This is a genomic window from Ewingella allii, assembly GCF_044430645.1.
In the GTDB taxonomy this organism is placed as follows: Bacteria; Pseudomonadota; Gammaproteobacteria; order Enterobacterales; family Enterobacteriaceae; genus Ewingella; species Ewingella allii.
In genome coordinates this window covers 209246-232106 of record NZ_JAWUDN010000007.1, presented here as the reverse complement: position 1 = coordinate 232106, position 22861 = coordinate 209246, and the positions used below count along the sequence as shown (strand labels likewise).

The following is a 22861-nucleotide window of genomic DNA, read 5'->3' as shown; positions in this document are numbered from 1 at the left end:
GACGTGGTTCATTTTCGTAAAGTCACGACCGGCAGTATTACTCATCATTTCTGACAGACGGCTTCGATGTTATTACCGTCAGGATCCAGGACATAAGCCGCGTAATATTGAGAGTGGTAATGGTTGCGAATTCCCGGTGCGCCATTGTCTTCACCCCCCGCCTGTAGAGCGGCACGCCAGAATGCGTCGACTGAAGCCCGTTCACTGGCAGCAAAAGCCAGATGTGTTGAAGCCCCTGCTATGTCTTTATCATGAAGCCAGATCCTCGGATATCCCTCCGGGCCCAGCCCGTACCGGGCACCGCCTGTTAAAGTCCGCTCCGGAGGCACAGAAATAATCAGCCTGAACCCCAGAGGAGCGAGGGCTGCTTCAAAAAATTTAAGCGATACCTGCGCATTTTTTACTGCAATTTCAACATGGTCGATAACAGACATGACTTTTATCTCCGGGTTAAACATTAATTGGCGTCACGAGTGCGCTGAATGCCTGACCGGCCATCTGAGCCACGGCAGTTAACCTGGCTTTTGACAGTCCCGTTACTGCGGCTGCGGAAAAGCCCCGCAGCGTTGTCACGACAAAATCAGAAAGCTCGCGGTCCCGTGAAGGTTCACACTGCCGGATATAACTTCTGATGAACTGAATCCCAGCCTCACCATAGCGACTTGCCAGCTCACGGGCCTGCGGATCGTCGGCACGCATACCTTCAGCCACAAGACAACCTCGCTGCGCCGGAGAGCGGACATATAGCCGCGCAGCAGTCATAAAGAGATCTGAAACTGCCTCATCCAGCGGCCTGCCCTGTGTCAAAATTTTGTCAGCCGGAAGATTTCCCTCTGCTACGTACAGATTCAGACAGCGTTCAAACAGCCCTGATTTACTACCGTAAGCGGCGTAAAGGCTGGGAGGGTTTATATTGAGCTTCTTTGTCAGTTCCGTAATACCTACAGCATCATAACCACGCTGATGAAACAGCGCTTTAGCCGTCTGCACGCCGGACGCCCTGTCAAATATCCGCCTGGGCGCCTTTTGTTTTTCACTATCGCTCATATGTTTTATCCCTTGCATCACAAATATGTAAGCTATCATCTTAAAGCTTTCTTGTAGTGATCGCTATATTCAGGTGATGACAGCCCGCATGAGTATGTATATAGTGAGCACTACAAACTTAAAAATGGTACATATATGAATCAGTCATTTAAGAGTAAGGTCACCGTTATCACCGGTGGCGGAAGCGGCATTGGTCTGGCTATAGCGAAAAGCATGAGTGATGATGGCGCAGATGTCATTATCACTGGCCGGAATGCAGAAACCCTTCAGGAGGCGGTAAAGGCTCTGGGGAAAAATGTTAAAGGTATTGTTGCTGACGTCAGCAGTAAGGTTAGTCTTGATGCGCTTTATGAACAGGTTAAAGCGGAATTCGGACACATTGATATTCTTGTCGCTAATGCCGGCGGTGGGGTTCATGCCCCGCTTGGTGAAATAACTGAAAAACAAATCAACGACCAGTTTGCCACAAATGTTAAAGGCGTTGTTCTGACTGTTCAGCAGGCGTTGCCCCTGCTTGGAAAGGGTTCAAGCGTGGTTATCATTGGTTCGACGGCTTCAGCAGACCCGGGACCCACCATGAGTATTTATGGTGCGACCAAAGCCGCAGTCAGAAACATGGTGAGAAGCTGGATTACAGAGCTGCGCGGTTCGGGTATACGCATAAATATCGTCAGCCCGGGCCCTGTGAATACAGCGTCGCTCAGAGCCGCATTCGGCGATAATGCCGAAGAAGGGATCGCCTTCCTCACCGCTAAAAGTCCGCTGGGACGTATCGGAGAGCCGGAAGAAATAGCTTCTGTTGTTTCATTCCTGGCCAGTGATGCCTCAAGTTATGTGAATGGTATAGAGCTGTTCGCTGATGGGGGCGCCTCTCAGAGCTGAAAGAGGGCGGTAAGTTCATTTTACACAAAAGCACTTCGGCCCACCGTTTGCGTTGGTGCGGAGCGCAGATGTCCGCTTCTGGCACAGAGCAGCCCAAAAGGATTTTATTGGGCTGCTATGAGCGATAAGCTCTTGTGCTAAATGACGCTTTCTAAGGAGCATGCAAAATATGTTCGACCATTCTACCCACCCCGAAGTCGCCGAATGGTTTGCAAGGTTCGGTGTTGCCGAGGTGTCATATAGCGGGTGTTCCGTCGACCTAACCAACGAACCGCCTGAGCACTGGTTTTACAAGCGCAACAACTTGCGGCCTGAAAGCCTGAAACTGGATTTGCGCATCCCATCTAACGGAAACTGGTTGGTCGACCTATCGCGTCATGACAAGCTGTTCAACATTCAGTGGCGCCCAAATGATGACTTGCGCATCGAGTCGGAGCAACTGCGCTACCGAAAATTGATCAAATGGCCTCGACTATACAGCCTCATGGATTTTCCCCTGCTGGCTGGGCAACTTGAGCAATGCCTGGATAGGGTCCGCTTGGAAAACGGAAAATATCCTACGTTAAGCCTGTTTTTTAAGCAGGAATGACAGGCAGTTTTGAGTGAACAGCGGACGCTGGGGTTCTTTATAAAAATTCGGTTTGTGTTGTTTTGCATTAGTTTAGAGACGAAAAATATTGCGTCGGTGATTTACCCAGCGCTTTTCTGAACATCGTAATAAATGCGCTGACCGAATCATATCCCAGCGTTCCGGCTACGCGCTGCACGGACTGACCTTCAGCCAGATGGCTCAGGGCAATCATCAAATGCAGTTGCTGACGCCAGCGACCAAAGCTCATTCCTGTCGCCTCTTTTATCAGCCTGGCCAGCGATCGTTCGCTGGTGACCAGATGTGCAGCCCACTGCTTTAACGTTCGCCGATCATCAGGCTCATTAAAAAGTGCCTCCGCCATATTCCGCATTTTAGGATGATCGGATACGGGAAGATGGAGCGCTTCAACCGGCACATCCGGAATATGCTCCAGCAGCACCGCTGCGAGCCTGGCAGTTTTACTGTCAGGAGAATAAGCCTGTCCCTGTTCTGCCAGATACAGAACAAGCTCGCGGACCAGAGAAGTAATCGCCAGGGTACAACAGATTTCCGGCATCGCTGCCGCGCCGGGTTCGATAAACAGAAAGCAGGTATCTGCATTCTTCGTGACCCGGCAACTGTGGGGGATTTCACCCGGAACCCAGACAGCATGTCCGGGTGGAACAAGCCACAGCGCATCCTCAACCTCACAGCTCACTGCACCGCGCAAAGAGATAATAAGTTGTCCCTTACGGTGAGCGTGCGGACTCTGACCTGCATACTCGCCTGACGATGATACATGCAGCGCGATAGCAGCCTGACTGAAAGCATCGGAATTAAACTCATCCGGTGAGGTCACCGGTTTTTTATTAAGTGGCATGATTTAGTTATATGTTGTCAGGTTATCTATATTCTGTAACTCATGCGTCCTTTAAAGTCTTTCTTTTTACCAGAGAAAGCAAAATTTATGTCCCACACTACGAACAAGTGGTCTTCAATCATACTTGTGACCGGCATCCTTTTTATAGCTATCAACCTGCGTGTTCCTTTTACCGCTATCGCACCCGTTTTAGAGTCTATTCGCCATGATTTTGGGCTAAGTATTACTGCCGTTGGGTTGCTTAACTCGCTGCCTTTACTGGCATTTGCCGCCTTTTCACCGCTGAGCGCATCCATCTCACACAAGTACGGTCTTGAACGCACCCTTTTTGGTGCCCTGGCCGTGATTTCAGCGGGCATCCTGCTTCGCTCCACAGGCAGTGTCTGGGCGCTTTATGGCGGAACCATATTGATAGGTATCGGGATTGCCCTCGGCAATGTCCTGTTGCCTGGCCTTATCAAACGCGACTTTTCTGGCAACGTGGCTTCCGTGACGGGGGCATATTCCATCACCATGGGCGCGGCTGGTGCTATTGGTTCAGCCGTTGTCATTCCTCTGACGCAGAACTGGGGCTGGAACATCGCGTTAGCCATGTTGGTTATTGCACCGCTGCTTGCGTTGCTTTTATGGTTGCCCCAGTTAAAGATGAAGCATCAGTTGCCAGCAGCGGGTGAGAAAACAACGGCGACCGTCGCGGTCTGGCGCTCGCCTCTGGCATGGCAGGTCACCTTGTTTATGGGCCTGAATGCGATGCCGTTTTATGTTGCTGTCGGCTGGCTGCCCGCCATTCTAACGGACAGTGGACTCTCCTCAGCCCAGGCCGGTGAAGTACACGGCATTCTTCAGCTGACCACCGCCATTCCCGGCCTGATTCTGGCCGCCACGCTGCGTCGCCTCAACGATCAGAAAGCAGCCGCTGCCGGCGTCAGCCTGTTAACCGCTGCGTCCTTTATCGGCATCATGTACCTGCCGAATCTGGCGATGCTGTGGGCTGCTCTTCTCGGCTTCAGCTCGGGTGCCAGTATGATGCTGGGCCTGACCTTCATCGGACTTCGTACCAAAAATGCCGGTGACGCCGCCGCGCTGTCAGGCATGGCGCAGAGCGTCGGTTATCTGATGGCGGCGATGGGTCCGCTGCTGCTGGGCAAAGTACAGGAGTTGTCCGGAGGCTGGACATTGCCATTACTGATGACCGCAGCAATCGCGGTCGCAGGTGCCTGCACCGGAATGGCTGCCGGACGAAATGCGCATCTGGAACCTGTACAGCAGACGGGCTGAATTGGCTGGCACCACAGGGGAACGATCGGTTCCTCTGCTGTGGATGCTGTCCATTATCGTTCTGAAGCGTACTCTTGCTCTCAAGACCATCTCTTACCGGGAAGGCCGTTTCTCACCTGCGACATCGTTGAAAAGTTCGCCGACCCAGTCAGCAAAAGCACGCACGGCGGGAGAGAGAAAACGCTGATGCGGATAGAGCATCGTCACCGGCACGGAAGGTGGCTGCCAGTCCGCCAGAACCTCGACCAGTTTGCCTTGCCGCAGATTCTCCGAAATCACATTCTCAGCAAGCTGCGCCAGCCCAAAACCCTCAAGACAGAGTCTGATATAGAGTCCCGTTTCGTTAACGGCTGCGTCCCCTTCTACCGGAACGGAAAGCATCTCAGTGCCACGCGTAAAACGCAGTTCATTGGTCCGTCTTCCCGAACCGGAAAAGTAATGGATTGCCCTATGCTGCGACAACGCTTCAGGCGTCTCAGGGATACCGTACTCCCTGAGATAGTCCGGCGAGGCACAGGTCACCCAGCGAAACCGGCCAAGGGGACGGGCAACCAGCGTGGAGTCGGTTAATTCCCCGGTTCTGATGACGCAATCCACACCTTCCTGAACAAGATCAACCTGCCGGTCGCTGACGCCAATCATCAGATAAATATCCGGATAGAGCCGGTAAAAATCTTTCAGATTCGGCATGACGATAAAATGGGCGATCCCACCGGGCATATCTATCCGCAGTCGCCCCTGGGGCCGTCTGACGGAATCGATCAGGCTGGATTCCGTGTGTTCAATCAGTGAAAGGATTTCCCGGCACTGCGCAAGATACTGCAGGCCTTCAGGAGTGAGTCTGACCCGCCTCGTCGTCCGGTTAAGCAGACGCACCTGCAGGTATTTCTCCAGATTTTTAATCGTGCTGGTGACGGTGGAAGCTGGCAGTGACAGTGTCTCTGCCGCACGCACAAAGCTTCCGGCTTCAGCAACCCTAATAAAAACCTGCATAGCCTGAATCCGATCCATCGTCCTGCTCCGGGGTAAAAGTGAGTCTGATTATTCGCGAATTATGAATTATGAAAACGCTTTAAGCATCTTTTTCTGGCTAATGACGTGGCGTATCGTTTCCCCATTAATCAGGAAAGAGGCAGGTTTAATGACCGACTACATCCGAAATATTGTTAACAATCAGAATGTCACTTCACAGGCTACGTTGATTCGTGGCGCGACGATACTGAGCATGGACGAGAGCGTCGGTAACATTGAGCGCGGTGATATTCTCATCAACGGCTCAACGATTACCGCCGTCGGCCAGAACCTTGATGTGCCGGGTGCGCATGTCATTGATGCCACCAACATGATCGCCATGCCGGGAATGGTCGATTCTCATCGTCACGCATGGGAAGGACAGCTGCGCCGAATTAACCCAAACGCCACCTGCCTGGACGACTACAGCAACGCCACGCACTTCTCCTTCGCTAAATATTACCGTCCTGCCGATATCTATGTCGGCAACCTGCTGACGGCGCTGGGCGCTATTGACGCGGGTATCACCATGATGATCGATAACTCGCACAACAGCCGAACCGCAGCGCATTCCGATGCCGCCGTGGAGGCCCTGCTTGATACCGGCATTCGTGCCATTCATGCTTCCGGCGCACCGGTAGCTGGCGAATGGGATAAAGCCCACTGGCCGGGAAACTGGCAGCGTCTGCAGGATAAGTATTTCACCGACAACCCTGAAAGCCTGGTCTCTCTCGCCGTCATGGCCCAGCTGGAGCCGGAGTTGTGGGCCGAGGCCCGCAGGCTGGGACTGTCGATTGTCACTGAGTTCTTTGGCGCTGAGATGGGGTCTGAACTTGAGTCGCTGCATCAGCAAGGGCTGCTGGGTCCGGACAATATTTTCAATCACTGCACGGCGCTGCCCGACCGGGGATGGAAAATTCTACGGGAGGCCGGTGTCCGGGTGAATGTCTGCCCGCGCTCAGATTCGCACTATGGCATCGAAAGCGGGATGTTCGCCATTGAGGCCGCGCAGCGTCATGGCATCAACCCTGGCCTGAGCGTAGACAATGAAACGTCGTACAGCACCGATATGTTTATGGAGATGCGCGTCGCCTTTTACCTGCAGCGCGTGATGGGCATGCATCAGCAGCAGTGCTGCGATTCTGAACATGCGCTGAAAACGCTTCCGGCGGCGCAACTCCTTAAAGCCGCGACTCTTGATGGCGCTGCCTGTGCAGGGCTGCAGGACAAAGTGGGCAGCCTGACGCCAGGCAAACAAGCCGACCTGGTGCTGATTAGCGTCAGTGATCTCAATCTTTACCCGTCCGGCAATGCCTTTGGCACGGTGGTTCATGCCGCCGAGCGCAGCAACATCGACACCGTCATGATCGGCGGACGCATCGTTAAACAGAACGGTAAGGTGCTGGGCGTAGACAGCGCGCGACTACGTGCGGCGATTGATGAGTCGCGTGAGCACCTTTTTGCAGCCTCTGGCTACCAGCCTGACATTTTTGCTGACACCTTCCTGCCGCTGGTGCAGGCCGACTGACCAGGGTGAAAAGCATGGGCATGATCTATTACGTAATCGCTTTTGCCGCAGGTCTGGGGATCACCCTGCAGACGACCCTGAACAGCCAGCTGGCAAAGGGACTGGGCGGCGACCCGGTCACTGCGGCGCTGTTTTCATTTACGGCGGGCGCGTTCAGTCTGGGGATTTACGCGCTGCTGCGGGGTGGGTTGATGACATCGCTAGCGGCGATCCCGTCGCAACCCCTCTGGAGTCTGGCGGGCGGAATGATAGGCGCATGTGCCCTGTTCAGCTATGTCGTGCTTGCGCCGAAAATCGGGTTTTCAGCTCTGCTCGGGCTGGCGATTGTCGGACAGTTACTTTCCTCGCAGATGATTGACCATTTTGGCTTGCTGGGCGCTGTGCGGCGTCCGGTTTCGTTACTCAGGCTGGGGGGAATGGTTGTCATGCTGATCGGACTTGCCGTCATGCTTTTCGGCGATCGGCTCTCTGCACGTTTTCTGCAGTAACTGCGTTATCCACTTTTGCCCTCGTGCAGTACGACCTTTTATATCCGGAGGATTATCATGTTTTCAATTGCAGCTGAGGTCAGGAATACGCTCGGAGAGTGCCCGCTGTGGTGTGAAAGAACCCGCAGGCTCTACTGGACTGACATTGAAGCCAGTGAACTGCTCGCCATAGAAGAAGGCAATGATGCTGTGATGCGCTGGTCGCTGCCTGAACGCCTCGGCTCCTTTGCACTGACTGAACAAAGTCACATTCTGCTGATGGGATTCGCGTCAAGGCTGGCTTTCTATGATCTCAACAGCGGGTTAATTACCCCAGTGGCCGCTTCACCGGGAGGCACCGGCACCCGCATAGGTGATGGACGATGTGACCGTGCCGGTAATTTTGTCTTCGGGACGATGGATGACGGTTATCCCGTTAAAGCCATCGGTAAGTTTCATCGACTCAACGCGGCAACGCTGACTGTTGAGATGCTTGCACTGCCCGATGTCGCTATACCGAACAGCATCTGTTTCAGCCCCGATGGCGGCACGCTCTATTACTGTGACTCGATGCAGGGTCGGATAATGTGCTGTGATTACCCCTCGCTGCAGAACCAGCGCGTGTTCGCCGAAAGCGAAGGCAGCGGCGCGCCTGACGGCTCCTGCGTGGATGAGATGGGCTATCTATGGAATGCTGAATGGGGGGGGAACCGTGTTGTCCGTTACCGCCCGGATGGGACCACAGACGTTATTCTGACGTCACCTGGAATCCAGAGCACCTGTCCGACACTCGCCGGTGAGGGTTTTACCCGTCTCTATTGCACCACGGCTACAGTGGGACTCACTGCGCTGTCTGAATATGACGGTGCATTGCTCAAAGCTAAATCTGATCTCAGTCCCGGATTACCTGAAAACCGCTTTGCGGCACACACAGTTTAATGGTTTTGATACTGATAGAAATTTGGCAGTTCTGGCTCAAAGAAAACGTCCGCTTCTGGCACAGGGCTGCTGTTGCAGCCCTGACAACCTTAGACTTCAATCGACTCAGAGATCTCTAACGTATCATCGACTTCAATGCCCAGATAACGCACTGTGCTTTCTAGTTTCTTATGACCCAACAGAAGTTGGATCACCCGGAGATTCTTGGTCTTCTTGTATATCAGGTAAGGTTTTGTTCTTCTCATGGAATGTGTGCTGTACAGCGAATCTTCGAGATCAAGCTTTTCTACCCATCCATGAAAAATACGGTTGTATTGCCGGGTTGAAATGTGTTGGCAGGAACCGACCCGAGATTGGAACAAGTAGTCTTTACTGTGCAGATTGCCCCGCTTTATTAGCGCTGCAACTGCTTCTCTTGTCCCTTTGGTTATCTCAAATTGGACGGGGCTACCGGTTTTCTGTTGTAACACCGTTGCTCTGCTCGCAACAGAACTGCCATATGCAACATCTGATACTTTGAGTTTTACCAAATCACAACCCCGAAGTTTACTGTCTAAAGCCATGTTGAACAGGGCTAGATCGCGTGTTTTTCCTTCCAGTTCAAGTCTGATTCGAATCCCCCAGATATGAGATATCTGAAGCGGTCTTTTTTGTCCGATGATACGATTTTTGTTCCACGGTGACGTGTTCATGCCCAAACCTCCTGCAATGTAGGAGATTTAAGTATGATTGTCCCTCATGAGCGAAAAGCAGGCGCTCCGAAAGCAGCAAGACATAACAGCAATCTTGCGCTCATCGTTATTACCGCATGCCTTAAAACGGCATGCGGGTGGTGGCGGATGTCACTTACCTCTCTGCAGCCACGCGATATTGCTAGCGCAAGCTATTCTTACTGAACTCACTACGTTCCTGATGGATTTGAAATCAGCAGCCGCCAACCTCCGTCAACGCTTCGCAACAACACCTGCGTTGCTGTACCGGACTCTTCGTGCAGTGTTCTATCCTTAGTGGTTATGGTCAAAGTCCAGTCAATAATAAGCAGAGCCATTTCACCGGCGGAGAGGATCGAGCGGATATGGTTTCTGATAACTGGCTGGGATGATGTCAGTGACAAAAAAGTGTCCCGAAGCTTTTCAGGATCGCTTTCGATGACCACACCATCAGTCATTTTCATAGTGGCACGGTTACTGAACAGAGCCAGCAGGTCATCAACCCTGCCTGCATTGAAAGCATCATCAAACGCGGCTATCGTTTCGACAGGCGAATGGTAGACTGCTGTCCCCCCTTCAATGGCGGCTGTAAATTTTAACAGGTGGCTGGCGACCTCTGTAGGGGCCTCCAGAGGCAAGAGATGTCCGACGTCTGGAATGATATACATTGATGCATGTGAAATAAGGGGCAGCAATTCTCTTTGCAGAGTAGCCGGAAGGTCTACACGATCCAACTCCCCTGAAATGACCGTCACAGGGACATTAATTGAGGCCACTTCCTGGGTAATGTCTTCGCCGATAGCCGTATTAGGCCAGCCTTCTTTGGCCTCGGATGAGGCCCTCAAACTGTCCTCGATTACCTGTTCACGCAGAGCAGAACTTAGTGCCCCCGCTGTCAGGACATTATCAATCACAAAGCCGACAGATTCGCGGCTGTTATATGCGCTGGATAACGTATCGCGCTGCTCAGGCGTGAGACGCATAGGTGAAGGTGGAGAGGGAGCGATAAGCATCAGGCCTTCAAGACCTGCAGGCCGACGCGACGCCATCAGTTGGGCAACTTTTCCCCCCATCGAATGGCCAACAAGAATGTAGCGTTTAAGCTCAAGCGCTGAAATAACCCCTTCGGCATCCCGAGCAAGGTCACCAATTCGGTATCCTGATTTAGGTGCGTCTGAGCCCCCCCAGCCCCGGTGGTCGATTGCAACTGTGCGGTAGTGGTCAGGTAACTGACTTATCACGCTCTCCCAGGTACGGGATGAACCGCCATAATAATGCAAAAATACCAGTGCAATTTCACCGCTGCCCTGTTGCTCAATGTGGATACCCGTTCCATTCACCTTAATTTTCATCGTCTCATGCCTCTTCATGTAATTAAGGTAATGGTAATTGCTGTCATGAGTGATGATAATCAGCGTAATTGTGTCGACAGCCGATACTCTGATTATCGAATGGTGGTAAGTAATGGACAGGTTCACCAGCATGCAGATTTTTATCGCGGCAGTGGATGAAGGCAGTTTCGCCGCCGCCGCGAGACGTTTTAAGCTTTCGGCTGCAATGGCAGGAAAGCATGTCAGCGCTATAGAATCTGATCTAAATGTACGACTTCTTCAGCGTTCAACACGCCGTCTTAGCCTGACGGATGCCGGTGAGCGGTATTATGAACGTTGCAAAGTTATTCTTGAGGTTCTTGAGGATGCGAACCGGGAAGCCAGTGATGTTCAGAAAACACCGAAGGGGTTGCTTCGCGTTGCAGCACCGGTCGCCTTCGGTGCAATGCATCTTGGTAGGATCGTATCACGCTATCTGGAGCAATTTCCGGAGGTCAGTCTGGACGTTGTACTGGAGGATAAATACGCCGATCTACTCGAAAATCGAATCGATGTTGCCATCCGAGTTGGGCGTCTTGAGGATCCGACACTGGTTACGCGGCGGCTGGCACCTTGCAGGATGGTTTTGTGCGCCTCACCGGAGTATTTGAAAAAACATGGCACACCAGAGACGCCGGATGATCTTTCCCGTGCGCCTCGACTGGCGTTCAGCCAGGCGGTTTCAGCGGGAGACTGGACGATTTATGATGCACAAGGCAGGCCGCACAGTATTGAAGGCCCATGCCGTATGACTGCCAATAACATTCAGTTGCTTCTTGAATCTGTACTGGCCGGAACAGGCATTGCTTACGGGCCCAACTTTGTTTTTGGCGAGCATATTAAGCAGGGCAAGCTGATAAAGCTGCTGCCAGCATACCGGACGACTGAACTTACTATTCAGGCTGTTTATCCCAGCGCGATCCGTATTCCTTTCAAGGTTCGCAGCTTTGTTGATTTTATTGCTAAAGCGTTAGGAGATACACCGCTGTGGGGAGAAGAAAATTGAAATATGCAAGAAGTAACGTCTGCTGTTGGCACGCAGCAGACAAACACCTGACGCTGAAGGTCTGCTGAGAGCGAAAAGTGGACATTGTATCCCATTAGCTTGAGTGAAGGGCATTCCACTCATCACGAGTAATCTCCCACAATTCTGAGTCCAGAAGCCCGCTGACAAACTGTTTCTTTTCCGTTTTGATTAGTCGCATACCGCTACTGGCTGAAATGTGCTGAGAACGTATATTTTCGGCCGCTTTTGGGGCTCGCAAAACAGGCTTGTTCAAAGTATTAAACCAGTAATTTGTAACCGCAATACTTGCTTCCCTCATTAATCCCTGCCCCTGATACTCAGGTACCAACCAGAAACCACGATTATTATCTTCCGCTTCGTCCAGGCAGATAACGCCTATCAAATTGTCAGGGTTATCCCGGTGCCGTATGGTCCAAACCCAGGCATGGCCTTTTGCCATAGCAGGCAGCGCGACATTATTCACGTAATGCGCTGCACCATTGTCAGGAAAGGGCCAGGGAACTGATGACACCATATAACGCACAATTTCCCAGCGCGGATAGAGCTTCTGAATCTGGAGTGCATCTTTGGAAACTAATGGCTTTAATAGCAAACGATCTGTTTTTAGCGTGGGTATCAGCATGCGCTATTTTCCTTACTGATTAAAAGGTCCATTACTATTTTCTGTTAGTCCAATACTTAATGTAATTCATTTTGACGTGCTCCCTAATTTTTAATGCAACGCGATGTTAGTAATGTCCGCTATTGGCACACAGCGGACTTTACTTACATAGATGATGTGTCAGGCTGCTAGTCACAGGGAGTTAACTATTACGCCATGACTGCAAATAAATACGGTTATTTCAGCTTTTTAGGTTTTATGAAGCGCTTGTATCCGGCAAACCTGTGACGCGCTGTAGCCCGTAGCATCAGCCGTTTCCTGGATACTCAGTTTCTTTACCTGTCTGTAGTACAAGACTTTCTGATGTCGCTCCTGATCGGCCTGTTTACCCCGGTATTTCCCCAGTGTATGTGCCCGTTCAATTCCCTGCTTTTGACGCAGGCGGCGGCTCAGCCAGTCCTTATGCGACATCGCGGCCATCAGGTCGATAAGCATGTTATTGATGGCTGTTATCACGGCGCGGGTGATTGGGTCAGCCTGCGAAGGGTCTTTATCCGACAAAGCCTGCCATGAGGTGGGCACATCCAGGCTGACAATACGCAGCTCGTGTTGTTCTATCTGCTTTTTCAGCGTCATCCAGTCGCTGTTGCTCAGACGGGTCAGGCGGTCTATCTGCTCGACCAGTAAAATATCATTGTGGTGACTGTCCATCAGTAAGCGACCCAGTTCCGGACGGTCAAGTTTTGTCCCGCTGATGTTCTCCCGGTAGTAACTGGCTATTTTATGCCCCCGTTCCTGGACGAACTGCTCCAGCATCTCTTTTGCCCGATCGGCAAACTGATCTTCCGTCGATGCCCTTAAATAAGCTCTGATGAACATTTTTTCACCGCATTATCGCATTTAGGTTATTGCATTTAATCTGTCGCATATAGGTTATGTCATTCATTGTATTACGTCACGTTTTGATTATGGCGTAAGGGTGTACCCTTATGCGATACCATTTTTGTTAAAAATTCCGCATCAAATAATTTATGAGGGAAACTATATGGCAAGGAGGCAGATTCTTTCTCTGTCGGAAAGAGAATCATTACTGGCATTACCGGACGATGAGTTAACGCTGACACGAATGGCGTATTTTAGTGAGCATGATCTGGCGCTTATCAGTGCTCACCGTAAACCCGCCAGTCGTTTTGGTTTTGCCGTCCTTCTTTGCTATCTGAAAAATGTCGGCTTTGCACCGGATAAAAAAATCCCACCCTCTGATGCGCTGCTGAAGCATATCGCCAGCAGGCTAAAACTTACCGGGGATCTCTGGCCTGCTTACCTTTCCGGCAGGGAAACCACGCGACGCGAACATTTAACCGAACTGTACCGCTATCTTGGCGTAAAAGCGTTTACCGGAAAAATACAGCAGGACTGTATTACACACCTGCTGCCGATGGCGACGCGCACCGATAAAGGTATTCTCCTGGCCGAAGAACTGCTGGTCTGGCTCCGGAAGAACAACGTGATAATTCCCGCGATTGATGTCGTGGAGCGTACCTGTGCGGAGGCCATGGCTGGCGGCGATAAAATCGTATTTCAGACCCTGAATGCCCCGTTAACTCCGGCTCACAGGGATGCCCTGGATCGTTTACTTGAGTCCTCAGATAATCAGCCTTCCAGGCTGACATGGCTTCTGCAACCGCCGGGTAAAATAAATGGTAAGAACGTGCTGCAACACCTTGATCGGCTCAGTAGCATTGAATCGCTGGCATTACCTGAAGGTATAGATCGTACCATTCACCAGAACCGGTTGCTGAAACTGGCGCGGGAAGGCCGAAAGATGAGTAGCCGGGATTTGACCCGATTTTCAGCAGCCCGCCGTCATGCGATCCTGGTGTGCGTGCTGGAAGAAGCCAGAGCCACACTGACAGATGAAGTGATTGAGCTGCATGAACGCATGCTGAACAGCCTGTTCAGCAAAGCCAAAAGAACACAGGCTGAGCGCCTTCAACAGACCGGAAAGCTAATCCAGTCAAAACTGAGGCAGTACATAGATGTCGGCCAGGCACTGTCTGAAGCTCGTGATTCCGGTGGCGATCCATGGCTCGCAATAGAAAACATACTCCCATGGCCTGAATTTGTCGCCAGTCTGGAGGAAACACGCCATCTTGCCAGAAAAAATAATTTTGACCCGTTACATATTATTACCGAGAAATACAGCACATTACGGAAATATGCCCCGCGCATGTTGTCCGCTTTACAGTTAATCGCAACCCCGGCAGCGCAACCTCTGGCTGATGCGCTGGTTGTGATCAAGGATATGTACCGGAAGCAGTCGCGTAAAGTTCCGGCGACAGCGCCGCTTGAGTTTGTCCCTGAAAGCTGGCGCAAAGTGGTGATTACACCTGCGGGTATTGACCGGCAGTACTATGAATTTTGTGCGCTCAGCGAGCTTAAGGGTGCATTGCGCTCCGGGGACATCTGGGTTAAAGGCTCACGCCGCTACAAAAACTTTGATGATTACCTCATTCCCGAAAAGGACTTTGACAAACTCACACCGGCGCTGCCCCTGCCCGTATCTGCTGATTATCATGAGTACATTACCAGCCGTATGACCCTGCTTCAGTCCAGACTTGAAGAGGTCAATGCCATGGCTGCCCTTGGTGAGCTGCCCGATGTCGAAATATCTGACAGGGGAGTAAAAGTCTCTCCGCTGGATAACTGCGTCCCGGTACAGGTTTCACCGCTGGCAGAGCTGGTTTACAGCATGCTACCGCGCCCTAAAATCACGGAAATTCTCGATGAGGTAAACAGCTGGACGACGTTTACCCGACATTTTTCGCATATAAAAAATGACATTACCCGTCCCGATGCCCGCCAGCTCCTCACCACCATCCTTGCGGATGGCATCAATCTTGGCCTGACCAAAATGGCGGAAGCCTGCCCCGGAAGCACCAAATCATCACTGGAAGATATCCAGGCATGGTACATCCGCGACGAAACCTATTCAGCCGCCCTCGCAGAGCTGGTAAACGCGCAGGGGAAAAGACCACTGGCGGCATTCTGGGGAGACGGGACAACGTCATCATCAGATGGACAGAATTTCAGAACAGGCAGCTCAGGCCGCTACGCAGGGCAGGTTAACCCGAAATATGGGCAAGAGCCTGGACGTCAGTTTTATACCCATATTTCGGATCAATACAGCCCGTTTTACACCTGCATAATCAGCCGGGTCAGGGATTCAACCCATGTGCTCGATGGCTTGCTGTACCACGAAAGCGACCTGGAAATCAGGGAGCATTACACCGATACCGCTGGTTTCACCGATCATGTCTTTGCCCTGATGCATCTGCTGGGATTTGCGTTCTGTCCGCGGATCAGGGATCTCCACGACAAAAAGCTGTTTATCAAAGGGAAAGCAGACCAATACCCGGCGCTTCAGTCACTGATATCAACGACCCGCCTGAATCTGAAAGAGATCGAAATTCACTGGCGTGAAGTACTTCGTCTGGCCACTTCAATAAAGCAGGGAACCGTGACGGCATCCCTGATGTTGAAAAAGCTTGCCAGCTACCCCAAACAAAACGGACTTGCCAAAGCACTGAGGGAAATTGGTCGTATTGAACGAACTCTGTTTATGCTCGACTGGTTCCGCGATCCGGCACTTCGTCGGCGGGTACAGGCGGGACTGAATAAAGGAGAAGCCCGTAACGCGCTGGCGCGTGCGGTATTCCTACACCGGCTGGGTGAAATCAGGGACAGAAAACCGGAAAATCAGAGCTATCGCGCCAGTGGACTGACGCTGCTGACGGCTGCCATATCCCTGTGGAATACCGTCTATATGGAAAGAGCGGTCGATGCCCTGAAGCGCAAAGGGGTGAAGATCAACGAGCAACTGCTGTCGCATTTGTCCCCGTTAGGCTGGGAACACATCAATCTGACAGGCGATTATATATGGAAAAGCAACCGGATACCGGCTTCCGGTAAGTTTCGTCGGCTGAGACCAGCTAAAGTCGAAAGGTCAAAAAATAGCCTTAACGTACAATAATTTTCGATATCCAAACTGACCCCATTAATAACCTACTGTAATGATATGGAATTGATGTGAAGTTATATCCTTCTTATAACGAAGCAGTTACCGACCTGAAAAACGGTAATCTGGACTTGGCATTCATCGAAGAACCAGTTTATGACAACTACCGTTTCCACCAGAAAATGCCTCTGGCTATCAGCTACTCGTTCAAAGGCGTCGACCATTTGGGCTTTGCATTCCAACAAGGCTCGCCAATTCGTGACGACTTCAACGCATACCTCAAGCAATTGGGTCCAAAGAAGCTGGCTGCCATCATGGATAAATGGTTGAAGTCATAATCCATGTTCGCTAAAGAAATTTTCGATATTACTGGTCTGTTATTGCACGGCGTGGTTTACACCTTCTATATCACACTCACCTGCTTTATAACGGCCTTTATTACGGGACTGGTAGTCGCCGCGCTGCGGCGACTCACTGGCCGTCGAGTGGGTTATATTCTTGATTGTCTTGTTTTCCTTATTCGCGCCGTGCCGGTGTTAGTCCTGTTATTCTTAATTTATTTCGGCTTGCCGAGCTTTGGATTAAGCAGTCCGCCGTTGGTGGCCATGAATCTTAGTTTAGGTATTATTGGCGGTGCTTATATCTCTGAGGTCTTTCGCGGCGCGCTGGAATCGGTCGAGGAAAATGAAATAACGGCAGCCAAGGCTATGGGCTTTAGCGATTTACAAATCACTCTGTATATCGAATTCCCCCAGATGCTGCGTTTTTCTATTCCCGGCGTGATGAATGAACTGACCTCTATCCTGAAAAATACCCCTTTCGCCTACACCGTAGGAATAACGGAAATTCTGGGGCAAGCCAAAGCATTGACCGCCTCCACCATGTTAGGAATGAATATTTACCTTATTTGTGGAGTTTTATATTTCATTATTTACTTATTCTTCGTTTTCATTATGAAAAAAACAAAAAATAAATACGCGGTTGAATAACAGCCGGGAGGAATACGTGTCGATTTTACAAGTGTCCGATTTGGTGAAGCAGTTTGACGGCAACCGGGTATTAGATGGCGTCAACCTGGCTATCGCCGCCGGTGCGACTCAGGTCATTATGGGGCCTTCCGGCTGTGGCAAAACCACGCTCATTCGCTGCCTTAATTTGCTGGAGCGACCAACCTCGGGGGAAATTAGCTTTCATGGTGAAGATTTGCTGGGTAAAGAGGTGGATGTGCGCCTGCTGCGCAGCAAGATAGGCTTTGTTTTTCAGAGCTTTGCGCTCTATCGCCATCTTAGCGTGTTAGACAACGTGACGCTGGCTTTGCGCAAAATTCAGGGGAAAAACAAAGAGCAGGCGCGTGCTCTGGCGCGGGAGGAGCTGGCCTATTTTGAGATGTCGGCACACGAGAAGAAGTTTCCGGCACAGCTGTCTGGCGGGCAAAAGCAGCGCGTGGCGCTGGCGCGAACGCTGGTGATGAAGCCTGAAATTGTGATTTTGGACGAACCTACTTCCGCCCTCGACCCTCTGATGAGCCAGGAAGTGGCGCTATTAATTAAGAAGCTCGAGAGCCGCAAAGTCACCACCGTTTGCGTAACCCATGACATCGCTTTTGCTAATGACATCAGTGATAACGTCGCTTTTATGTACGGCGGGAAAATTATGGCTCAAGGCTCGGTGAGCCAACTTGCCAATTCCTCCCCCCTTCTTGAAGTGCAGCGATTCTTTCGGAAAATGCGCTATGAGTGACAGCATGCTCAGTTTCTACCACGATTTTCTCGACCAGTGGCCACTGATCTATTTAGGCATTTTGGCGACGGTTAAGCTGACAGTGGTGATTTCCGTCACCGGTTTCCTGCTGGGCGTGGTGGTCTTCTATCTTAGCCTGAGCAAAAATAGCCGTCTCGCTCGCTGTGTTGAAGCCTATAAATCCTTTTTCATCGGCACGCCGCTGATCTGCATTATTTACATTCTCTATTACGGGCTGCCGACCCACGGATTCAGGCTGTCTCCCTTTGAAGTGACGGTGCTGGGCTTCACGCTAAACATTGCGGCCTACAACGCTGCATATATGTTGACGGCCCACAACGGGCTAGACAAAACCCAGCTGGAAGCCGCGTCGGCACAGGGTTTTAGCCGCTTGCAGATCTACAGCTATATCATTCTGCCACAGGTGTTGCGCACCTCCGTCCCGGCATTGACCAATCAGGTGATCCATAACCTCAAAGACAGTTCTTTGGCGTTTTTGGTGCAGTATCCCGAGCTGTTTGCGCGCATGCAGGAGTTGGCGGCAGGCAATTTCGAATTCTTCAAAACCTATTCGTTGACGGCCGTGTTCTACATCCTCATGGCGTCCGTTATCTACTTTTTCGCCAAAAATATTGAACGACGGGTGCAGCCGGTTTAGCGAGGTCGACATTGGTAAAAATGAAATTTGGACGCCGGAGTTTTTGGCGCTAAATCCCAATGGCAAAATCCCGTCAATCCTCGACGCGAACAGGCCGGACGGCAAACCTCTGGCGCTGTTCGAATCTGGTGCTATTTGTGTCGGATTAGCGGTCGGGTTAGCGGAGAAAATGTTTTACCAAATTTCGTCGCGCTTTCCAGCAAAAAGCCCATTTTTTAGCCGTAAAACATTCATGCCCGCTATGAATTTCTTGTTTTGAGATCTCATACCAACTTTCTATCACCTATTTTGTTTTACTACCCAGTATTAGGAAATGTTACGAAAATGATTTCGTGATGAAAATAAAATAGCTGATTGTAAGGATGCTAACATGAAAAGACTGACCATTTTTTGCCTCGCAGGACTTGTTTCATTTAATGCGTTTGCCTTGACTGGCAACGATGCCACCACCAAACCGGATCTCTACTATTTAAAGAATGATCAGGCCATCAATAGCCTGAACCTGCTGCCACCACCACCGGCAGTGGGCAGCATTGCATTCCTCAATGACCAGGCGATGTATGAGCAGGGCCGTCTGCTGCGTTCAACCGAGCGCGGCAAACAGGCCGCTGAAGATGCAAACCTGAGCGGAGGGGGCGTGGCGAATGCTTTCTCCAGTGCATTTGGCTCACCGATCACTGCTAAAGACACGCCGGAGCTGCATAAGCTGCTGACCAATATGATTGAAGATGCCGGAGACCTGGCCACGCGTGGCGCGAAAGAGAAGTACATGCGTATCCGCCCGTTTGCCTTCTATGGCGTCCCGACCTGTAATACCACCGAGCAGGATAAGCTTTCGAAAAACGGTTCTTATCCTTCCGGCCATACTTCTATTGGCTGGGCAACGGCGTTAGTGCTGACTGAAATCAACCCGCAACGTCAGGATCAAATCCTGCAGCGTGGTTATGATTTAGGCCAGAGCCGCGTGATTTGCGGATACCACTGGCAGAGTGATGTGGATGCGGCTCGAATCGTCGGTTCTGCAGTTGTGGCAACGCTGCACACTAACGACGCTTTCCAGCAGCAACTGAAGAAAGCCAAAGAAGAGTTCGCGAAACAGCATAAATAAGCGTCTTTTGCTTCTTGCAGGACAAAAAAACCGGCCTGATAAGCCGGTTTTTTTACAGGGGGCTGAAAGCGAATCAGGCGGCTTTAACCGCACCGGACTTTTTAGGAGCTGGCGCTGCTGCGGTTTCTTCAGTCGTTTCTTCCAATGATTCTTCAGTTTCAGTCACCGCCGGATCTTCCGCCTGCGCGACAGGAGCTTTCATGGCTTCTTCTTCCGGCAGCTTGCTGGTACGCAGGATGTACTGAACGGTATCTTTTTGCTCAGCCAGACGCAGGGCGATGTTTTCTGCCAGCGATTCATCAATTTCCAGTTCGCTCTGCAACAGCCAGTCAGTAAAAGCATCAGCCATATCGAGCATTTTGTCGTAAGCGTCCGCTTCCTTCTTATTGGCAAATGTCATTTTTTCTTCACCTTTTCTGACGACAACAAACTTTGTTTCAACAGCCATGATTTGCTCCTTATACTGTAATTATATACAGTATAGCAATAATCAATGCAGGATACATCATCCAGCCTGTTTTTTATAATACGGAACTGGCGGGAATTTCTTACAGATATTCTCTTCACCCACTCTCAGGGTGGCGGGTCAGGCTGGTATACGGCGCGGGAGTGGCGTGACGTGGTGAATAAGCATGGTGGGGATGTGACGGTGACGCCTCTGCCTGAAATAGGTATTCAAGGCAATACTCACTTCCCGTTCTCAGATCTGAATAATGTGTAGACCGCGCTGGACCCGCATATTCAATCCGGCGAGCTGCGAGAAGTATTAACCGATTATGCAACAGTCACTAAGCCAGTATCCATTTTGTTCCCCGATCGTTGCTACCTCTCCCCTAAGGTCAGGGTGTTTATAGACTGGTTCTCTAAGGTTTTTGCTACCAAGTTTCAATCTTAAGGGTGATGCCCTTCTTAGGAAAATAGGTGGTGTATCACATCCTATTTTAGTTACAACATACAATAAGCTCAATAAACTTCAACTGTGCATTCGGCATGTTCAATGAAAAACCATCACTGCTTATCAGGAATAAAAACATTTGAAAGCCTTACTAAAAAGCTTCATTACAGCCGAAACTGCTCAGCAATGACCTTCTCAAGTGCCGACACCGCTTGGGACGAGTCGGTGGAGGGAGAACGCAGTAAGTACACTTCGTAAGTCGGGACTTTGGGTAAGTTTTCTAGAATACGCATCGTCGGTTTTACCCGCGCGCGATCTATCAGGCTGATACCTAAGCCGGTTTCCACGCAGGCTTCAATTGCACTAGAAGAGGGACTGGTGAGGATCACACGCCAGTCCAACTTTGCGTCAGAAAGCGAGCTAGTCATGGCTTCACTATAGGGGCAATGGCTGGCGTGCAGTGCCAACGGCAGCGGGCTTTCCGGCATGAGCGCTATCCCCACTCCTCCCACCCACACCGGCGTAGTAGCCATCAGCAATAAACCCTCGGAACGCGACCCCGCGGCACAAACCGAAATGGCAATATCCAAACGCTCCTGCCCTATCAGGTTTCTCAGCGTAAAGCTTGGCGCAGTGGTGATTTCCAGCACGACATCGGGATAACTCATATTAAAAGTCGGCAAGATATCGCGGATCACATAGGCCGCATATTCATCAGGCACGCCGAGCTTGATGTGGCCTTTTAGTGGCGCGGTGCGAAGCTCATCGAGGATCTGGTCATGAGCCCGCAGCAGGCTGCCGGTGGTTGCCAGTAATCGTTCGCCCAACGGCGTGAGGATCACCGACTGGTTATCACGGTCAAACAGCCTGCCGCCCGCAATCGCCTCCAATCTTTGGATATGCACGCTCACCGCCGCCGGGCTTTTATTCACCTGCGCGGCCGCCGCGCGAAATTGGCCTAACTTCGCCACGGCGTGAAAGGTGCGCAGCAGTTCTATATCTAAGGTTGAAGACATCATTTTGTTTTTATAAACCACTAGGTTAATTTATTTCGTTTTATTGAAGTACATCGTTTCTCTAAGATCAAGCAAAAGAGAGGCGAAAAAATATGCTAAATCACCACACGACAAAGATTCTCCCGGCAAAAACTGACAAAAAGGCCCTCACCGGCACCCTCTCACTTTTGGCTTGCGAAGCACTGTTGGTGGTAGCCTGGAGTTCAGGGTTCGTCGGCGCAAGGTTCTCCATTGATTACACTTCGGCTTTTCTTGTGGTTTTCTGGCGCTGCGTGCTGGTCACGGTGATTTTGTTCCCCTTTGTTATTAGGCAGTTACGCCATACGTCGCTTGCCACGATAGCACTCAACGCGGGCATTGGCCTGCTGGCCATGGCGGGATATCTGGCGGGAGTAGTGAAAGGCATTGAGTTGGGCGTTTCCGCCGGGCTTGCGGCATTAATGGCCGATCTTTTGCCCATCGGCACCGCCCTGCTGGCACTGATCTTTATGCGGCAAAAACCAGCTAACGTGGTCTGGCTCGGCTTGTTATTGGGCGTCGGGGGGGTACTAATGGTCAGCTGGAGTAGCCTGTCGTGGAAGGCGGTTCCCCTGTGGGCCTATGCTCTGCCGCTGCTTGGTATGCTGTCACTGGCCGGAGCGACTTTGCTACAAAAGCAATTTCAACCCTCGGCGCCTCTGAATCTCACCACCACGTTGTGGCTACAGAGCGCCGCGTCGTCGCTGGCTTTTGCCATATTAGTGGGGGTGCATGAGCCTTTGCTACCGGAGATTTCGCGCGGATTTACCCTCAGCGTGTTATGGACTGGGCTGTTTTCAACTTTCGGTGGCTACGGGCTGTACTGGTTCTGCCTGCAACGCACCTCGGCGGTGCGCGTCACCAGCGTCCTGTTCCTCAGCCCGCCGGTCACCCTGCTCTGGGCATGGGCGATGTTTGATGAACCGCTTTCATGGAGCATGCTGGCCGGAATGGCAGTTTCCCTGCTCGGAATTGGGATGGTTATCAAGGGAGATTCAGGTAAACCTTCAAAAATCTTCTGCTTTATGCGACGTTATAGGCCGTTTTAGTCCCTGCCAGCCAAGGAATGCGACGACAGGATTTGAAGGAAAGAGACG

The 22861-nt window shown here is 51.3% G+C and carries 23 protein-coding genes and 4 pseudogenes; 17 read left to right on the top strand and 10 right to left on the bottom strand.

Annotated features, from left to right (window positions below; all coding sequences use genetic code 11):
• Window positions 1-44: 44 nt before the first annotated feature.
• Both SBO83_RS16330 and SBO83_RS16325 read right to left on the bottom strand, forming a co-directional pair.
• On the bottom strand, window positions 45-434 hold the full coding sequence (locus SBO83_RS16330; protein WP_217147239.1) for a VOC family protein: 390 nt from the start codon (window positions 432-434) through the stop codon (window positions 45-47).
• Between the two features lie 16 nt (window positions 435-450).
• Complete coding sequence (locus SBO83_RS16325) at window positions 451-1047, bottom strand: TetR/AcrR family transcriptional regulator (RefSeq protein WP_254310979.1); 597 nt, start codon at window positions 1045-1047, stop codon at window positions 451-453.
• Window positions 1048-1182: 135 nt separating this feature from the next.
• Between SBO83_RS16325 and SBO83_RS16320 the strand changes: the two genes are divergently transcribed.
• Window positions 1183-1929, top strand: coding sequence for an SDR family NAD(P)-dependent oxidoreductase (locus SBO83_RS16320; protein ID WP_217147240.1), 747 nt, complete (start codon window positions 1183-1185; stop codon window positions 1927-1929).
• A 169-nt stretch (window positions 1930-2098) separates the two neighbouring features.
• A complete protein-coding gene (locus SBO83_RS16315) occupies window positions 2099-2518 on the top strand; it encodes a hypothetical protein (RefSeq protein ID WP_217216315.1) in 420 nt (139 codons plus the stop codon).
• Window positions 2519-2585: 67 nt separating this feature from the next.
• Here the strand turns inward: SBO83_RS16315 and SBO83_RS16310 are convergent, their stop codons facing one another.
• Window positions 2586-3380, bottom strand: a complete 795-nt coding sequence (locus tag SBO83_RS16310) for a helix-turn-helix domain-containing protein (protein WP_396132259.1) — start codon at window positions 3378-3380, stop codon at window positions 2586-2588.
• A gap of 87 nt (window positions 3381-3467) precedes the next feature.
• Between SBO83_RS16310 and SBO83_RS16305 the strand changes: the two genes are divergently transcribed.
• Window positions 3468-4658, top strand: a complete 1191-nt coding sequence (locus tag SBO83_RS16305; protein ID WP_119261557.1) for an MFS transporter — start codon at window positions 3468-3470, stop codon at window positions 4656-4658.
• A gap of 93 nt (window positions 4659-4751) precedes the next feature.
• Here SBO83_RS16305 and SBO83_RS16300 read toward each other — a convergent pair whose 3' ends face one another.
• A complete protein-coding gene (locus tag SBO83_RS16300; RefSeq protein ID WP_396132258.1) occupies window positions 4752-5669 on the bottom strand; it encodes a LysR family transcriptional regulator in 918 nt (305 codons plus the stop codon).
• Window positions 5670-5799: 130 nt separating this feature from the next.
• Between SBO83_RS16300 and SBO83_RS16295 the strand changes: the two genes are divergently transcribed.
• The 3 genes from SBO83_RS16295 to SBO83_RS16285 are packed head-to-tail and all read left to right on the top strand — an operon-like array spanning window position 5800 to window position 8603.
• Window positions 5800-7197: an amidohydrolase family protein gene (locus SBO83_RS16295; protein WP_396132257.1), complete on the top strand. Its 1398-nt coding sequence runs from the start codon at window positions 5800-5802 to the stop codon at window positions 7195-7197.
• A 14-nt stretch (window positions 7198-7211) separates the two neighbouring features.
• On the top strand, window positions 7212-7685 hold the full coding sequence (locus tag SBO83_RS16290; protein WP_004958554.1) for a DMT family transporter: 474 nt from the start codon (window positions 7212-7214) through the stop codon (window positions 7683-7685).
• Between the two features lie 57 nt (window positions 7686-7742).
• A complete protein-coding gene (locus tag SBO83_RS16285) occupies window positions 7743-8603 on the top strand; it encodes an SMP-30/gluconolactonase/LRE family protein (RefSeq protein WP_216377396.1) in 861 nt (286 codons plus the stop codon).
• An 89-nt stretch (window positions 8604-8692) separates the two neighbouring features.
• On the opposite strand, the gene SBO83_RS16280 is transcribed toward SBO83_RS16285, so the two are convergent.
• Together SBO83_RS16280 and SBO83_RS16275 are read right to left on the bottom strand one after the other, a co-directional pair.
• Window positions 8693-9295, bottom strand: coding sequence for a site-specific integrase (locus SBO83_RS16280; protein WP_217147027.1), 603 nt, complete (start codon window positions 9293-9295; stop codon window positions 8693-8695).
• Window positions 9296-9504: 209 nt separating this feature from the next.
• A complete protein-coding gene (locus SBO83_RS16275; protein ID WP_112152620.1) occupies window positions 9505-10797 on the bottom strand; it encodes an alpha/beta fold hydrolase in 1293 nt (430 codons plus the stop codon).
• Here SBO83_RS16275 and SBO83_RS16270 point away from each other — a divergent pair.
• Complete coding sequence (locus SBO83_RS16270; RefSeq protein WP_112152621.1) at window positions 10796-11689, top strand: LysR family transcriptional regulator; 894 nt, start codon at window positions 10796-10798, stop codon at window positions 11687-11689. The genes SBO83_RS16275 and SBO83_RS16270 overlap by 2 nt on opposite strands.
• A gap of 94 nt (window positions 11690-11783) precedes the next feature.
• On the opposite strand, the gene SBO83_RS16265 is transcribed toward SBO83_RS16270, so the two are convergent.
• Both SBO83_RS16265 and SBO83_RS16260 read right to left on the bottom strand, forming a co-directional pair.
• A complete protein-coding gene (locus SBO83_RS16265; protein ID WP_112151352.1) occupies window positions 11784-12332 on the bottom strand; it encodes a GNAT family N-acetyltransferase in 549 nt (182 codons plus the stop codon).
• Between the two features lie 228 nt (window positions 12333-12560).
• Window positions 12561-13190 carry a recombinase family protein gene (locus SBO83_RS16260; RefSeq protein WP_100936155.1) on the bottom strand — a complete coding sequence of 210 codons (630 nt, stop codon included), beginning with the start codon at window positions 13188-13190 and terminating at the stop codon, window positions 12561-12563.
• Window positions 13191-13356: 166 nt separating this feature from the next.
• On the opposite strand from SBO83_RS16260, the gene SBO83_RS16255 reads away from it, so the two are divergent.
• The 7 genes and pseudogenes from SBO83_RS16255 to phoC all read left to right on the top strand — a co-directional run bounded on the left by SBO83_RS16255 (window position 13357) and on the right by phoC (window position 19835).
• Window positions 13357-16344: a Tn3 family transposase gene (locus tag SBO83_RS16255; RefSeq protein WP_043495668.1), complete on the top strand. Its 2988-nt coding sequence runs from the start codon at window positions 13357-13359 to the stop codon at window positions 16342-16344.
• A gap of 56 nt (window positions 16345-16400) precedes the next feature.
• Window positions 16401-16667, top strand: a pseudogene (locus SBO83_RS16250) (transporter substrate-binding domain-containing protein); the annotation flags it as partial.
• A 3-nt stretch (window positions 16668-16670) separates the two neighbouring features.
• A complete protein-coding gene (locus SBO83_RS16245; protein WP_396132256.1) occupies window positions 16671-17318 on the top strand; it encodes an ABC transporter permease subunit in 648 nt (215 codons plus the stop codon).
• 16 nt (window positions 17319-17334) lie between these two features.
• The gene (locus SBO83_RS16240; protein ID WP_396132255.1) at window positions 17335-18069 is read left to right on the top strand and encodes an ATP-binding cassette domain-containing protein; all 735 of its coding nucleotides are present in this window, start codon (window positions 17335-17337) and stop codon (window positions 18067-18069) included.
• On the top strand, window positions 18062-18727 hold the full coding sequence (locus SBO83_RS16235) for an ABC transporter permease subunit (RefSeq protein ID WP_396132254.1): 666 nt from the start codon (window positions 18062-18064) through the stop codon (window positions 18725-18727). Before SBO83_RS16240 ends, SBO83_RS16235 begins: the two co-directional genes overlap by 8 nt.
• A 4-nt stretch (window positions 18728-18731) precedes the next feature.
• A pseudogene (locus tag SBO83_RS16230) lies at window positions 18732-18878 on the top strand (glutathione S-transferase); the annotation flags it as partial.
• A 219-nt stretch (window positions 18879-19097) separates the two neighbouring features.
• Window positions 19098-19835 carry an acid phosphatase PhoC gene (gene phoC, locus SBO83_RS16225; protein WP_396132253.1) on the top strand — a complete coding sequence of 246 codons (738 nt, stop codon included), beginning with the start codon at window positions 19098-19100 and terminating at the stop codon, window positions 19833-19835.
• A gap of 73 nt (window positions 19836-19908) precedes the next feature.
• Here phoC and SBO83_RS16220 read toward each other — a convergent pair whose 3' ends face one another.
• Window positions 19909-20283: a YebG family protein gene (locus tag SBO83_RS16220; RefSeq protein WP_396132252.1), complete on the bottom strand. Its 375-nt coding sequence runs from the start codon at window positions 20281-20283 to the stop codon at window positions 19909-19911.
• 131 nt (window positions 20284-20414) lie between these two features.
• Here SBO83_RS16220 and SBO83_RS16215 point away from each other — a divergent pair.
• Together SBO83_RS16215 and SBO83_RS16210 are read left to right on the top strand one after the other, a co-directional pair.
• Window positions 20415-20556, top strand: a pseudogene (locus tag SBO83_RS16215) (alpha/beta hydrolase); the annotation flags it as partial.
• A 3-nt stretch (window positions 20557-20559) separates the two neighbouring features.
• A pseudogene (locus tag SBO83_RS16210) lies at window positions 20560-20730 on the top strand (LysR family transcriptional regulator); the annotation flags it as partial.
• 164 nt (window positions 20731-20894) lie between these two features.
• On the opposite strand, the gene SBO83_RS16205 reads toward SBO83_RS16210, so the two are convergent.
• Window positions 20895-21749, bottom strand: a complete 855-nt coding sequence (locus SBO83_RS16205; RefSeq protein ID WP_396132251.1) for a LysR substrate-binding domain-containing protein — start codon at window positions 21747-21749, stop codon at window positions 20895-20897.
• A gap of 89 nt (window positions 21750-21838) precedes the next feature.
• Here SBO83_RS16205 and SBO83_RS16200 point away from each other — a divergent pair, with 89 nt between their 5' ends.
• Window positions 21839-22813 (top strand): EamA family transporter, encoded by a 975-nt coding sequence (locus SBO83_RS16200; protein WP_396132250.1) that lies wholly within the window; start codon window positions 21839-21841, stop codon window positions 22811-22813.
• Window positions 22814-22861 lie beyond the last annotated feature (48 nt).